This is a genomic window from Cyclobacterium sp. SOCE241, assembly GCF_056867545.1.
Window position 1 is genome coordinate 1,686,835 of the sequence record NZ_CP149779.1, and the last position, 14,229, is coordinate 1,701,063.

Genomic DNA, 14,229 nt, shown 5'->3' on the forward strand with positions numbered 1-14,229 from the left:
TCAACCTGTTAAATATAAATTTCTGAATAATAATTGTTTTCTTCTATCTTGATACGCTCAACACTTGGGTTGGGAAATTGTAATTCACTCAAATCATCATTGGGTTCATCAAAATCTGAATCCGGGTGGATCTGAACGAAACCGTTTTTAGTCAGTGGCTTTGGAGAGTTGGTTGTTACACTGGTATTAATCGCTTGCCGGTGGTAAGTCCAAAAAGTACTCCTATTATCAAAATTAACTTTGAAAACCGTTGGGTTAATTTTGAGGGTACCATTTACATTTGTAATATTTAAGTTTCCATTTTCCCCTTGCATTCTAAACAATAGGAGCCCTTTTGCCAAATTACTTTCTCCGGGATTTAGGCCGTCAGCAAAATAAGAGTCTATACTTTCTCTGGAAACAACAAAGGAATCTGAAAAAATGGCGTTATCACTTTCTATAGGCATTAAATTAAAACTCTCCTCTTGAAAATGCACCGGTAGAAAATTTGAAAGTAAAATCTTCTCATTCGATAAGGGTCCAATGGCAGTATAGTTTTCAAAATAGGGATCCTTATAAGCAATAAGAAAAGACAACACCAAATCTTGATCTAAACTGATAAAGCTTTCTTGAACGTTCTCTTCCATGACCCGAGAAAAAATGATTATTCCTTCGCTGGTATTTCTAAAAAGTAATTGATACTTCTTGAAGTTTTTTAAGGTTGCTTGAGTTGGTGTTATCTTTAAAAATCCTGCCAGTTGTATTTTCTTAAATTAGTCCGCTTTTCATTTTCATCTAAATCCTCAAAGGAGACCATTCCACTATTGAGGAAGTATGCATGATACACCTTTAAAAAAAACAGTTTTTTATATTGGGCAGCTACCATGGTCAGTTTTTCTTTTTGACTTCTGAGTACACACTTTCTATCAAAGGTCCTTCACTATGTGTCAAATCCCTCTCTATCGAAAGTATATTGAGTTGGTATAAAACTGAAGGCAATTGTTTACCTCCCAATGTTCCCCATATAAAATTCATCTCTTCAAAGGTGGGAGTATATAACTCCAAGGTAAAATCAAAGTCACTAACATTCTCCATTGCCTCCAATTCTCTGTTAAATACAGTATTGTATTGATTAAATCTTTTCTTTCCCTGAAAAAACTTAATTACTGCAGACAGGTCCTTTAAAGAGTTGCTATAAAGATTTCTATTGGCAGAGAAAAGCAAGAATAAATGAAGATTGATTACCCTATTTTTGTACTGCACCTTCCCATCATTAAATTGATGGTTAGGAAAGTTTTTTAAGGCACCTTCCTCGTGCAAATTTACAAGTGTCAAAACCATTTTGTCTCGCATTGCATCAGCCGCATCAGAGGTTCCTTCGGCCATAGCGATATTGTCTATCACCACATCAGAATTCTCCAACCCTTCTTCCTCAAAATAATGGTTAATCTGCTCTTTTAATATTTGAAAAACTTCAAAAATCATCAGTCAGTAAAACAGAAATGAAATAATAAACAATAGGAATTAAAAAATCCCCCAATTGTCAGATTGAAATAATAATAGTTAGTTTAAAAGTATTTATAAAGGCTTGGGAAAAATATCGAATTAACCCGAACTAAGATTAATTGTTACAGTTGGCTATCTCAAAACCTTATTTTTAACTCTTCTCCAATTTGCGTGAAATTTATAATAATTCCAAACCTTTAAGAGTAAAAATTCAATTAAAAAAATAGGTATTAATATACTATTGAAATATTGATTTGATTATAATAAGTAATTTTATAAATAATTTAATTTTATATGAAAAATTGAGAAATACATACTATTTGACTCCTACTATAAAGATAAAGCAAGACATCTTTTTTCAAATATTATTTAAACTTTCAAAATAGAACTATCGGTCTCGTTTTTGTGTCATGCAATATTTAAAAATCCGCCCCTTTTAGATTCCAATCTCTTCTATTTCTTAAGTATTTTCATCCAATCTTTGAATAATTCTCGGATTTCTGAATTATTCAAATAGTAGCTAATTTCAAATTAAATACTTGTCCGTTACAGGTAAAGCTTTCCTAATCTATTCAAAAAAATAACTAGCTTTGTCTATAATAAACTTTCTTTAGGCCATAATTAACTACTATCAGTGTACTAGATGGCCTTCGAAAAGATTGGTGGAAGCTATGATTATGGAATCCATCCTAATCTTGTAAGATTAGTTCCCAAACAAAACCAGCCCATTGACTTGGAAACTTTCACTGAATGCAATTAATTCAGATTCCTAAAATGTTGTTTTTCCTTATTTAAATAGAATATGAAAAATATATTGGTCCTTATAGCCCACCCCAAATTGGAACATTCAAAGGTAATCGCTAACCTTCTGGCTTCCATTAAGGATTTGGAGAATGTCCAAATCACAGATCTATACGAGCGCTATCCGGATTTTAATATTGATGTTCAGCACGAACAAGAATCTCTTTTTGGGGCCGACATTATCGTTTGGATGCATCCATTCTATTGGTATGCAGCACCTCCATTGTTGAAACATTGGATGGACTTGGTCTTGGAATACAATTGGGCATATGGTCACAATGGTATCTACCTCAAAGGAAAATACCTATTCAATACCATTAGTACAGGAGGCTCCCCGGACGCATATAGTGACAAAGGTCATCATGGCTATCCTCTAAAGGATTTTCTGCTGCCTTATAAGCAAACAGCAAGCCTTTGTAACATGACCTACTTGCCACCATTTCACGTTGCTGGAACACATAACCTAAGCATACTTAATTTGCAAAAAGAAGCTGACGACTTTAAGTCCCTTATCCTTCACCTAAGGGATAAGAATGAAATAGAAAGTTTAGTGAAGCTTAACTTTTTAAACGATTTCAACCAATAGTATCATGGAAAACGGATTTTTATTTCAGGCCATTATTTATCTCTCTGCGGCAGTAATATGTGTACCCCTAGCCAAAAAAGTAGGGATGGGTTCAGTCTTGGGTTATTTGCTAGCCGGCATTATCATTGGTCCTTATGTTTTTGGTTTTATTGGGGAGGAAGGAGAAGACATAATGCACTTTGCTGAATTTGGAGTCGTCATGATGTTATTTCTTATAGGCCTAGAACTAGAGCCTTCCAAACTATGGAAGATGAGACAGATGATTACCAAGGTAGGGCTTTCTCAAGTTTTGTTAACCACCCTAATATTTTTTGGTATCCTGTATTTAATTGGTACCGGTTGGAGACAATCCCTAGCCATAAGTACTTCATTAGCCCTTTCTTCTACAGCCATTACATTGCAATCCCTGAAAGAAAAAGATCAAATGAATACTGCTGCAGGAAGAAATTCTTTTGCGGTGCTTTTGATGCAAGACATTGCTGTGATTCCAATTCTGGCCATCTTACCATTAATTGCTCTGGCTGCAAGTTCTGATGGAGACATGGGGCACATGAGTCCAATCTCTCAATTTCCCGGTTGGTTGCAAACAATTTTGGTTTTCGGCGCAGTAATATTAATTGTGGTGGCGGGACGCTATGTGATTATCCCCATGCTAAGTTTAGTTGCAAAAACCAGACTTAGAGAGCTTTTCGTGGGAGGGGCTTTGCTGGTAGTGTTGGGCATTGCTTTCCTTATGGAAATGGTGGGCCTAAGTCCAGCCTTAGGTACTTTTCTTGGTGGGGTGGTTTTGGCCAATTCACAATTCAAACATGAACTTGAAAGTGATCTAGAGCCTTTTAAAGGTTTACTATTAGGATTATTTTTTATCGCTGTAGGCGCCTCCATTAACTTTGGGTTGATAAGTGAAAATGCATTGATGGTTTTTGCGATCGCCCTTTCTGTATTATTAATTAAGAGTCTTGTACTTTTTGGTATTGGTAAGGTGAATAAAATTAGTACGGATCAAAACCTAATTTTTGCTTTAGGTCTAAGTCAAGTAGGTGAATTTGCCTTTGTTACTTTTTCCTTTGCCACTGAATTACATATCATGAATGCCAAAACGACGGAGATTTTTATGGCAGTGACTGCCATAAGCATGACATTTACTCCTTTGCTATTGTTGTTCAATGAGCGGCTCTTACTCCCCTATATCGGCACCAAAGAGAAAGATGATAAACCGCATGATGAAATGGATGAAACCAACAAGGTAATTCTAGCAGGTTTTTCTAATTATGGCAGTACAGTAGGAAGGTTTTTAAGAGCAAATGGAATAAAAGCTACCATATTGGACAACGATTCAGACCGAGTAGACCTGTTAAGGAAAATGGGCTTTGAGGTATATTATGGGGATGTTACTCGGGTTGATCTTCTGGAAATGGCCGGTGCAGGAGAAGCAAAAATTCTTATTTCCGCCATCAGGAATCCTGAAACCAATTACCGGTTGGTGTCATTAGTCAAGAAGCATTTCCCAAACTTGGAACTAATGGTACGAGCCAAAGACAAGAAGGAAGCCGTAGAGTTAAAAGAGTTAGAGGTCTCCCACGTTTATGTACAAAATTTGGAAAGTGCAGTAAAAATGGGAAAAGATGTTTTGGTGAAACTTGGTTTTCGTGCCCACACAGTACATGTGTTAGGACAGAATTTTATTAAATATGACGAAGATTCTTTGGAAGAATTGGTCAAGGTAAAACATGACAAAAATGCCTTTATCACCACAATGAAAAGGTCTATAGAAATGCAAGAAAACCTCCTTTCTTTTGAGCTAAACCGGCGCTTCAGTATCAACGATCATGCATGGGATTCGGAAGGAAAAAGAATGGAGAAAAGAATAAAGAGTAGTTCAAATATGAAGCTGCGGTTTTTAAAAGCCCGACGTCAACCAAAAAATCCTCCTGTTGGTGAGGGAAGCATTGGTCCAGTTTTAACAATCGCTTAAATAGAAAGGCAAGGATTTATGGGTTTAGGAACAATTAAATAAAACAAGCCTTTAGTTATCTCTGTCTTCAAAGTCTTCCCTTTCTTTGATATTGATCCGCCTAAAAATCAGATAAATGAAGATTATTAGAAAAACAACCCAAAAAAATGACTGAATACCCATGTTATTTTAAAAATAAGGTTTTTGATTAAGTAAATTTCACAGCCGTTCCATAAGCTAAAATTTCTGATGCTCCTTCCATTACCATAGAGGTTGAGAGTCTAACGCTAACAATTGCATCTGCACCAAGGAGTTGTGCATCATGGACCATTCTTTGCATAGCCTGTTCCCTTGAATGAGCCTGTAATTTGGTATACTCCTCAATTTCCCCGCCAATAATATTTTTCAGTCCTGCAAAAATATCTCGGCCTATATTTCTAGATCTAACAGTGCTACCTCTAGCAATTCCTAAAATTTCGGATATTTCTTTTCCCGGAACTGTGTCTGTGGTGGTAATAATTATTTTATTCATTTTCTTTATTGTATTTTGGATCTTCAATATCAACTTTAATTATAGACTTCGATTAAGCCGCTACCTGTATTTTCTAATATTTATACTTTTCCCTAAGGTGTCCTTCTTTTGACTGTTTTCTTATGCAGTTGGGAAATAAGTTAACCTAACACCAGCAGTTAAGGTCGTATGCTAGTATAATCTCTAATAATGAATCAATTGAAAGCTATCTCAATTGGAAAAAAATGCATTCATATCATTTTCAACTTAATTCACCAATTTAAATTTAAAAGGTAAATTTATCCAAACTTTTACAGTTTCTCCTGCTTTCATTGCAGGAGTAAATCGAAGATTTTTCGCCTCAAGATCTACCGGATCACTCAGCAAAGGGTGTGCATGTGTGATAATCTTATGCTTTAAATATTCGCCATTTTCCCCCACGAGGACGCTGACAACTACACTGCCTTCAATTCCTGCTTCTTTGGCTTTGGAAGGGTAGCCAATAGCTTGATAAATTTCGCCTAAATTTAATGGTTTTGGATCTTCATCTACCAAAATAATAGCACTTATTGAAGGCTCAACGTCCAAGGTATCTTTAGAGGCTTCTTTATCTATTAACACATTTGTGTCTAGCATATCTTTAGTAGAGGCAGTATCAATATTTGTATCAGCAATTGCATCAACCTCTTCATCTTTATTCGGTTCAGTATGCTCACTATTTTGTGGATTTGAGGAGCAAGATATAATAATTAATCCCAGTACAAGCACAATAAAAAAATGGGTGATTTTCATTGAAAGAACTATTTATTTGATTGTTTAAACTACATTATTTATAGTTCCTGAATGTCAACAACTACTTTATATTCCAATTTAACCAAATCTTCTATAAATCTAAGACTTATCGAACATTTGCATGAGAAAAGTTAATATTAATGTATTAATCGCTGACCTACCTGAAAATAGATTTACTCATTTACAAAAGAAAAAAATGCCAAGGTACTCAGGAACGGACAGAAATTCACAAAGGAAATACCCATAAAACCTCAAATTAGGTCAAGAGATTTTATGGGATAAGATGAATTTCAGGTTTTGAGGATCTTTAAAAAAGCAGCCTTAATAATAAAATTCTTTTAATATTATAAGGCTACATAAAAAGTTAACTTCAGGGCAATAGAAGATCCCGGCTAATTTTACTTCGGATCAAGTACAGCGCTGAAATCTGAAAATAAGCTTGTATGAATAGGCTCAAATATGTCTAGAAGCAAGCTTACAATTTTGTATTGTATGTCTTAGTCTTTATATATTTTTTTCCTAATTTCATCCCAGGTAATCAATTGAATATTTTGCTCTTTGAGTTTTGATTGGGCCTCCTCAGAAGTAAAAAAATCAAAGTCAATCTGCCTCCATTCTGAACCAAAATTAGGGTGATTTATAGTTATTCCTTTCATCTCATCATCATCAAAAGCAGGGTGAATTAAAATCAAGTTTAACCCTCCCTCCATTTTATCCAAGGCAGTAGCATAAAAATTTGCTAATTCTCCTTTTTCAAAATACTTAAACTCTCCCATAAATACATTATCGATCAATAACTCGTCTTTAAAATCGGAAAGATCCATTTCTAAACCTACCATTTCAAATAACTGTTGATTAAGCACCAGAGGCAGTTTGTATTTTTTTGCTATCCTTCGATAGACATTTAAAAATTCAGGCTTTGCACCAACACTATACATATGGGAATCTATATGGGTAGGTTTAATTCCAAATTTCAAGGCTCTTTCTATTTGTGCGGTAAGTTCTTTTTCAACGTGTTCAGCCTTTGCATTTTGGGCTAACTTATCCCTTTTTTTGAAGAAATAGCCATTTTCATCCACTAAACTTGGAACTTCTGAAATAGGCAGAACCGGTCCAAACCGATAATTTTCCCATTCACAGGTTAAGGTCAGGTGTACCCCATTGTCGAATTGAGTGTTGTTCTTTGCAAAAATAGCCATTTCATAAAACCATGGACAAGGCACCATAATACTGTACGAATTTACAATCCCTTTTTGTAAGGATTGAATGGTTGCTCTGTTTTCAGCATGAGCAAGTCCTGCATCATCTGCATGGATAATTAATAGCTTAGTAGATTCTGTAAAACCTAATTTTTGTGCTGCATTCATTTTAAATAAGTTCTGTTGGATTAAGGTTTCATTTATTGAATCAGGAAAAAACCTCAGGGTTTTGGCTCCTAATTGGCTTCATATTACCACCTATTCGCAGTGACATCAGCAATAGAATTTTATTGGTGATTTCCCTATTCTTAGAAAATGGTTATTGGGTGATTATGGATTTAATTGGCTACAAGTTAATTTCAATCCCTTGCAACTAAAAAAATAATTGTGCTAAAATAGCCAAAATCCGCACTTAAACCATAGAAAAACCCTGAAAAGGATCTTTTAAAAAACAATAGATGGACCGAGATATCATGTATATAGACAAATGGTATAAAGAATGAATATGAAATAACATTCTGTTTAGAGTACGCTCTAACTTAAGAAAAGAAGTAGTGGTGAAAATTATTAGAATTTTTTCCTGCCCTCACACATTATTTATGAATTATGAATAGGTAATAGAATTTCTCTGCCGTGACAATAGCCAGGGCACGAAAGAAAATCAGCCTAAGTATTAATCTCACATAGCTTCTTTATTGTAAGATTAGCAACAGCAATGAAGTGACTGGTTAAGAAAGGGATGCTATAATACTAGGTATTTCGGGTAAAATAAGGAGATTTAAATTAGAAATAAATACAGCATTGCCATATGACCATATTTTATATAATAGACAAATAAGTGGATTGATGAATTAACCATCAACCACTTATTGCCATAAAAAGTTAATGCTTATGCTTTTTGAGTTATTTTAATTTTTAAACATTTTCAGGGTTATAATTCACCATCCAATTGATGCCAAATTTATCAGTAAAACTCCCAAAATAATCTCCCCAAAATTGATCTTCCATTGGCATTTCGATTTCCCCTCCCTCTGATAGGCCATTAAAGAGTCGGTCTGCCTCTTCTTTGCTTGCCGGATGTATGGAAATATAATTGGTATTTCCTTTTTTAAGGGTCTGTCCCATGGAAGGCATGATATCAGAAGCCATCAGAATAGTATCCTTTCCAATTGGCAGAGAAATATGCATTATTCGGTTTTGCTCTTGTTTGGGCAATTTTTCAGCTTCAGGGGCCTCACTCATTTTCATTAGGGCGATAAATTCACCACCAAAAACAGATTTGTAAAAATTGAATGCCGCTTCAGCATCTCCGTCGAAATTTAAATAAGGATTGATTTTCATGATGTAGTATATTTATATTTAGTAAAATTAAAGAAGCATTTTTATTTCAAGGTATACAAGTCAACAACATCCACTTCATTATCATTTAACATAGGATCAATTCCGAGATTAACAATACGAAATCTAGTTTTAAAATTTTTCATTTTATTTCATTTCAAGCCAATTTTCTTCTCAAGTAAAATCTTTACTTGAAAATTATATCCCAGAACTGCTTCCCTATGGATGAGCTTTATCCACTTTCACTATAGCTTTATTCAAAGTTACCTGAATAGATTCATTAAAATGATGGTAGAATCCGTCAATCTAACGGGTTGATTGCGACATATTCTTTGTTTATCTTTCTAATGAGAAAACCGGGACAAAATTTATTATTTTTAAGAGAGAGAAGATGAAACATGTATCCATCCTTATTCCAAGAGGTCATACAAGCATGGTAAATATTAGCGGCAGTCATCAAATGTTAAATTGGGTGAACGAATTCTTTATACAAAGTGGAAGAAAGCCGCTATTTACAATTCAACTGGTAGGGCTTGAAAAACAAACCAAACAAACCCATGGGCTTTTCATTGTCAATCCAGAAATATTAATTGACCAAGTAAGCAAAACAGACCTTATTATCATCCCTGCAATCCATGGGGATTTTAATCAAAACCTTAAAATTAACAGCCCTTTTCTTCCTTGGATTATCGACCAACATAACCATGGCGCAGAAGTAGTCAGCCTTTGCGTGGCTTCATTTTTTTGGCCGAAACCGGACTATTGAATGGTCGACAATGTTCGACACACTGGCAATTCGCCAATGAGTTTAGAAAACGATACCCCAAAGCAACATTAAAAGACGATAAAATAATGACTGAAGCCGATGGTATCTATACCAGTGGTGGGGCGTATTCTTTTACCAACCTTATTTTATATCTAATAGAAAAATTTGCGGGAAGGGACACAGCTGTTGCGGCTGCCAAAGGGTTTATGATTGATATAGACAGAAACAGTCAGTCTCCTTTTATGGTCTTTTCCGGACAAAAATCGCATCAAGACAAGGAGATATTAAAGGCACAAGAGCATATAGAGAAACACTTTAATGAGAAATTGGTGGTAAACGAGCTCTGTAAAGAATTGGCAATTAGCAGGCGTACTTTCGAAAGGAGATTCAAAAAAGCTACAGGCAATACAGTTGTTGAGTACCACCAAAGGGTGAAAGTGGAGGCAGCAAAAAGAGCATTGGAAACAGGTAGAAAGCACATCAACGAAGTAATGTATGATGTTGGATACAATGACCCTAAAGCCTTTCGAGATGTATTTAGAAAAATCACCGATATGACTCCATTAAACTATATGACCAAATACAGTAAACAAGCAATATAAGATAAAGTCCGTCTAAAATATCGGTATTAAAATAGGTGGTTTTTATTTCAGTTTAGCAGCCTTTTATCATAATTGTCAATGGTGTGATTTGCCATTTGAAACATAGGGAAAGTTAAAAAAATAAACCCAAATTTTGAAATAGGATCAGCAACGAATGTTGTGAATCAGTAGGTTTAAAGCTATGACTAAAGCATAGCTCATGTAAACCTATCTGCCGACAGACGGTGTTGAGAACAGCAAAGAAATGGTTGATTTAGAAATGAATTCAGCAAGTATAAAAATTAGCCTATATCATGGTTCGGGTTACATTCCCCTAATTTTAGCCCAAGGACATGCATCCGAAAAACCACAGTCCTCTTATGTTGGGCTTTCCCCTTTTCCTTATTATATTCAATCAAAAATATTTTATTTATGAACTTTGCATTTAAAAACCTTTGCTTTATTTTTTGCTTGCTTACAATTACTTTTATTAAGGCAGATGCACAAGCAGGTTGGGAGAAAGAAGGTGAAATTTTAACAGGGGCCGATCAAACTGAAGAATACCTACCCTATCTGCAAGGGAAAAAAGTAGCCATTATGGCCAATCCCACAAGTATTATTGGGCAGAAGCACTTAGTAGACAGTTTGCAATCCCTAGGTGTAGATATAATTAAAGTTTTTGGGCCTGAGCATGGTTTCCGAGGTAATGTGGGGGCAGGAGTTCATGTAAAAGATGAAATAGACAGTAAAACAGGCATTCCTATAGTATCGCTCTATGGTGCCAAAAGAAAGCCTTCCAAAGAGGATTTAAAAGAAGTTGACCTTCTTATTTATGATTTGCAGGACGTTGGCTGCAGATTTTATACCAATATCAATGCTCTGGCACGACTAATGGAAGCCTGTGAGGAGAATGATTTGGAATTGCTTATCCTTGACCGGCCTAACCCCAATGGTTATTTGATAGATGGTCCGGTTTTAGATATGAAGTACAAATCCGGTATAGGACAGTTTCCTCTGCCCATGTCTCATGGATTAACTGTGGCCGAGTTTGCTTTGATGGCGAATGGAGAAGGTTGGTTAAAAAATAAGGTGCAATGCAAATTGAAAATTATTCCTGTAGCCAATTATTCCCATGATATGCCTTACACCTTACCTGTTTCTCCCTCTCCTAATCTAAACACTCAACAGGCGGTGCTATTGTATCCATCCACTTGTATGTTTGAGGGCACCTATATCAACCATGGTAGGGGTACTTATTTTCCGTTTACAGTTTTTGGTAGTCCGGCCTATAAAGGTATTTATTCATTTTCTTTTACCCCCAAGAGCATCAAAGGTATGTCCCTGACTCCATTGTTTATGGATCAAATATGTTTTGGTCTTGATCTACGTGACTACGATACAGACTTATTGAGGAAAACAGGACAAATTAATTTAAAATGGATCATGGAACTTTATAAAAACAGCCCTGAGAAGGAAAAGTTCTTTGATGGAAGTCTTAGCAATCAAATGAATAATATTGAGATCCAAATAGGCTCAGGGCTATTCAGACAACAAATTATTGATGGGGTACCTGAAAGTGAAATTAGGGCAAGTTGGGAACCGGGTTTATCAAATTATAAATCTATGAGAAAGCAATACCTGCTTTATCCATAAGGCATCTCTAGGAAAATATGTCTTAATAAAAAAGTCAAGATGGCATTGATATTGATAGGTGACCCTTGAAAGTAATAATATTACTTATTATTAGATATTAAGCATTAATAATATTTTATTTTAAAAAATTTAGGTCATGAAAATTGATTGGTTAAAAACACTTCTTTTCAGTATTGCTGTGATTATTGCAGGTTTTTTTATTGGAAATATGCACAAAATAGGCAAGCAATATGACAGATCAGTTCAAGTCAAAGGCTTGTCAGAAAGAGAAGTTGATGCCGATTTAGCAGTATGGCCTATTAATATTTCTTTAGCGGCAAATGACCTTAACATTTTAAGTGGAGACATCGAAAGACAAAATAAGGAGGTTTATGACTTTTTTATTGCCCAAGGTTTTACTGAAGAAGAATTGACCAAAGGAAGCACCAATATTAGCGATGTTCAAACAGACAGGTACAATTCTAATGCACAATACAGTCCTTTTCGCTATTTAGCAAAATCCGAATTTACCGTCAGAACAAATGACTTGCCGAAACTGCAAAAAGCCCTTTCTGAATCCTTAACCCTAATGTCTAAGGGGATACTTTTGGAATCAAAAAACACTTGGAGACCCATTGAATATATTTTTACCGGGCTAAATGACCTAAAACCGTCAATGATCGAAGAAGCAACAAAAAATGCTAGAGAAGTAGCTGAGAAATTTGCGCGGGACTCTGATGCCAATGTTGGAAAAATCAGAACTGCAAGACAAGGGTTGTTCACAATCAACGACCGTGACGAAAACACACCTCAAATAAAAACGGTGAGGGTGGTAACTACCATTGATTTTCAATTGGAGGACTAAACTTCTGCTATTTTTTCAAGTATTTTATAGGTGATCAAATAGGCAGGTCGGACCCCATCCATTCCCAAGGCACCCGATGCCAAAGTACTTCCTGTCTCCAAAGGATTGTCTGAGGCATAATAGGCATACATCACTTTAACGTTCTTGCGGATGCTGTTTCTAATTTTGCTGGCAGATTGAATGGCTTTTTGGTAATGGGCACCTTCCATTTCCAAGCCCGCGGCTTTCCATGAAGACTCCATAAAATAGCCCAATACCTCCTTATTCTGAAGGGAGGTCCCCAGTACCGTTATCATTGGCCCATCATAAACACCAAGTCCATAACCTTCAAAATCGCTGGCATTTAATTCGTTCTTAAATGGATAATTATCAGCTGTTCCCTCGAAAACGTGAGCATTTGGAATCATTATATCCCCTTTTTTCCTTCCAATATCCCTGCTTTTCCCATTATTGAGGTACTGATAATATTTAAAGGAACCTTTTTCTCACCCACTTCATATGGTTTTAATAATTCATCAAAACATTCGTAGGCTTGTTCTCCAAAAGCATAGTCCATCACAATTAAAACCGGCTTCTTCTTTTTATTTTCAGGAAGTTTCACTCCAGGTATCAGCGCATCGGAAACCATCTTATCTGTATCTATAATTTGAACGCCAATATTGGTACCTGAAGAATCAGGTAATTGTGTCAATCCGTGCTTTAGGGCATAAGCTAAAACTTCCTTTCCCTTATTGCCCTTTCCATTGACACTAATTTTTAAAGCCATTTCCTCTATGGTTTCATAATCCTCTAGCCCGAAAGCTTGGTAACCATAGATGGTATTGAGTACACTGTGTAAATTGGCACTTATCACATGTATAGGCCTTGCCAATAAATCTTGTTCCTGCAAAACTGTTTTAATAGTGTTGGCCCACGACTCACCATACACATGATGACCTACCCTCTCTCTCAAGGTGGCTGAAAAAGAAATCTCTCTGTCCCGGTCTTCTATCAATTCCTCCATAGATAACCTCCCCATGTGATAAATAATAGAAAAAAGACTGTTGCTATTTTGGGAATTGCCAAACTTTTGTACAGCCATCTTTGTCTCTTCAAATGTTCTTCCAGTGATGTGACTTAAATAAGAACAAGCAGCTTCCCTATTGTACTCTTCTCCTTTAATTTCCTTTTCTACAACTTCCTTCAATTTTTTCCAATTGAGGTTAATTCTTCCCTTGGGGTCTGTACTGTTTTTTCGGATTTTTTCCGACTCAATGTATAAAAAAGTTAGGTGTGTAAGGATGTCGTAAATATCACTCTTCCCGCGAGTCATCTCCACATACATCTGTTCCTCATCCACCCTATAACAATTGCGTTTACGCTTGGATGGCACCAAAGGTAAGAACCCTGAGTCTTCATAACCTTCTCGACTAATTAGCCGAATGTACCTACATTCTTCAATCCCTTGAGGAAGGCGCTCCATCACATACAACAGGCCCTCTAATTCAAGTTTTTCAGGGTCGTTAACCAAACCATAAATCTCAGGGCTAAGGGTAAGCAAAGCATCCACCAAGGACTCCCCTGAAACCCCGGTTGGTTTGTAATTGCCACGCATAAAAAGGTGTCGCATGGTGATGTACAAACGTTCTATGGCTGCTCTGGATTCCTGTGCTTTGGTCCTTTTCATATTGTCATGATTTAAAAATTAGGGTAAAGCTACAAAATATATGATCCTTATAA

At 35.9% G+C, this 14,229-nt stretch carries 12 protein-coding genes and 1 pseudogene; 6 read left to right on the forward strand and 7 right to left on the reverse strand.

Features of this window, described 5'->3' with window-relative positions; genetic code table 11:
- Positions 1 to 8: 8 nt before the first annotated feature.
- Both WG932_RS08240 and WG932_RS08245 read right to left on the reverse strand, forming a co-directional pair.
- Entirely contained in the window at positions 9 to 626 is a 618-nt protein-coding gene (locus tag WG932_RS08240) for a hypothetical protein (protein WP_483087611.1), read from the reverse strand.
- A 241-nt stretch (positions 627 to 867) separates the two neighbouring features.
- The gene (locus WG932_RS08245) at positions 868 to 1,464 is read right to left on the reverse strand and encodes a Pvc16 family protein (RefSeq protein ID WP_483087612.1); all 597 of its coding nucleotides are present in this window, start codon (positions 1,462 to 1,464) and stop codon (positions 868 to 870) included.
- Positions 1,465 to 2,287: 823 nt separating this feature from the next.
- Between WG932_RS08245 and WG932_RS08250 the strand changes: the two genes are divergently transcribed.
- Both WG932_RS08250 and WG932_RS08255 read left to right on the forward strand, forming a co-directional pair.
- Positions 2,288 to 2,872, forward strand: coding sequence for an NAD(P)H-dependent oxidoreductase (locus tag WG932_RS08250; RefSeq protein WP_014022738.1), 585 nt, complete (start codon positions 2,288 to 2,290; stop codon positions 2,870 to 2,872).
- A 4-nt stretch (positions 2,873 to 2,876) separates the two neighbouring features.
- Positions 2,877 to 4,847 carry a monovalent cation:proton antiporter-2 (CPA2) family protein gene (locus tag WG932_RS08255; protein WP_483087613.1) on the forward strand — a complete coding sequence of 657 codons (1,971 nt, stop codon included), beginning with the start codon at positions 2,877 to 2,879 and terminating at the stop codon, positions 4,845 to 4,847.
- Between the two features lie 187 nt (positions 4,848 to 5,034).
- On the opposite strand, the gene WG932_RS08260 is transcribed toward WG932_RS08255, so the two are convergent.
- The 4 genes from WG932_RS08260 to WG932_RS08275 form a co-directional block, all read right to left on the reverse strand.
- The gene (locus tag WG932_RS08260) at positions 5,035 to 5,358 is read right to left on the reverse strand and encodes a YbjQ family protein (RefSeq protein ID WP_014022741.1); all 324 of its coding nucleotides are present in this window, start codon (positions 5,356 to 5,358) and stop codon (positions 5,035 to 5,037) included.
- A 246-nt stretch (positions 5,359 to 5,604) separates the two neighbouring features.
- Positions 5,605 to 6,129 (reverse strand): TonB family protein, encoded by a 525-nt coding sequence (locus tag WG932_RS08265; RefSeq protein WP_483087614.1) that lies wholly within the window; start codon positions 6,127 to 6,129, stop codon positions 5,605 to 5,607.
- Between the two features lie 497 nt (positions 6,130 to 6,626).
- The gene (locus WG932_RS08270) at positions 6,627 to 7,496 is read right to left on the reverse strand and encodes a polysaccharide deacetylase family protein (RefSeq protein ID WP_483087615.1); all 870 of its coding nucleotides are present in this window, start codon (positions 7,494 to 7,496) and stop codon (positions 6,627 to 6,629) included.
- Positions 7,497 to 8,243: 747 nt separating this feature from the next.
- Positions 8,244 to 8,669 (reverse strand): VOC family protein, encoded by a 426-nt coding sequence (locus tag WG932_RS08275; RefSeq protein WP_149392826.1) that lies wholly within the window; start codon positions 8,667 to 8,669, stop codon positions 8,244 to 8,246.
- A 388-nt stretch (positions 8,670 to 9,057) separates the two neighbouring features.
- Here WG932_RS08275 and WG932_RS08280 point away from each other — a divergent pair, with 388 nt between their 5' ends.
- The 4 genes from WG932_RS08280 (at position 9,058) to WG932_RS08295 (ending at position 12,510) form a co-directional block, all read left to right on the forward strand.
- Positions 9,058 to 9,432 carry a type 1 glutamine amidotransferase family protein gene (locus tag WG932_RS08280; RefSeq protein WP_483087616.1) on the forward strand — a complete coding sequence of 125 codons (375 nt, stop codon included), beginning with the start codon at positions 9,058 to 9,060 and terminating at the stop codon, positions 9,430 to 9,432.
- Entirely contained in the window at positions 9,393 to 10,034 is a 642-nt protein-coding gene (locus WG932_RS08285; protein ID WP_483087617.1) for a GlxA family transcriptional regulator, read from the forward strand. The genes WG932_RS08280 and WG932_RS08285 overlap by 40 nt, the downstream gene beginning before the upstream one ends.
- Before the next feature lie 411 nt (positions 10,035 to 10,445).
- Complete coding sequence (locus WG932_RS08290; protein ID WP_483087618.1) at positions 10,446 to 11,666, forward strand: exo-beta-N-acetylmuramidase NamZ family protein; 1,221 nt, start codon at positions 10,446 to 10,448, stop codon at positions 11,664 to 11,666.
- Between the two features lie 136 nt (positions 11,667 to 11,802).
- Positions 11,803 to 12,510, forward strand: a complete 708-nt coding sequence (locus tag WG932_RS08295; RefSeq protein WP_149392824.1) for an SIMPL domain-containing protein — start codon at positions 11,803 to 11,805, stop codon at positions 12,508 to 12,510.
- Here WG932_RS08295 and WG932_RS08300 read toward each other — a convergent pair.
- A pseudogene (locus WG932_RS08300) lies at positions 12,507 to 14,176 on the reverse strand (DUF6909 family protein). The gene WG932_RS08295 and the pseudogene WG932_RS08300 sit on opposite strands and share 4 nt — an antisense overlap.
- Positions 14,177 to 14,229 lie beyond the last annotated feature (53 nt).

Coding starts and splice junctions, on each gene's coding strand:
- WG932_RS08240 (WP_483087611.1), bottom strand. CDS start 626: ATGGAAGAGAACGTTCAAGAAAGCTTTATCAGTTTAGATCAAGATTTG.
- WG932_RS08245 (WP_483087612.1), bottom strand. CDS start 1,464: ATGATTTTTGAAGTTTTTCAAATATTAAAAGAGCAGATTAACCATTAT.
- WG932_RS08250 (WP_014022738.1), top strand. CDS start 2,288: ATGAAAAATATATTGGTCCTTATAGCCCACCCCAAATTGGAACATTCA.
- WG932_RS08255 (WP_483087613.1), top strand. CDS start 2,877: ATGGAAAACGGATTTTTATTTCAGGCCATTATTTATCTCTCTGCGGCA.
- WG932_RS08260 (WP_014022741.1), bottom strand. CDS start 5,358: ATGAATAAAATAATTATTACCACCACAGACACAGTTCCGGGAAAAGAA.
- WG932_RS08265 (WP_483087614.1), bottom strand. CDS start 6,129: ATGAAAATCACCCATTTTTTTATTGTGCTTGTACTGGGATTAATTATT.
- WG932_RS08270 (WP_483087615.1), bottom strand. CDS start 7,496: ATGAATGCAGCACAAAAATTAGGTTTTACAGAATCTACTAAGCTATTA.
- WG932_RS08275 (WP_149392826.1), bottom strand. CDS start 8,669: ATGAAAATCAATCCTTATTTAAATTTCGACGGAGATGCTGAAGCGGCA.
- WG932_RS08280 (WP_483087616.1), top strand. CDS start 9,058: ATGAAACATGTATCCATCCTTATTCCAAGAGGTCATACAAGCATGGTA.
- WG932_RS08290 (WP_483087618.1), top strand. CDS start 10,446: ATGAACTTTGCATTTAAAAACCTTTGCTTTATTTTTTGCTTGCTTACA.
- WG932_RS08295 (WP_149392824.1), top strand. CDS start 11,803: ATGAAAATTGATTGGTTAAAAACACTTCTTTTCAGTATTGCTGTGATT.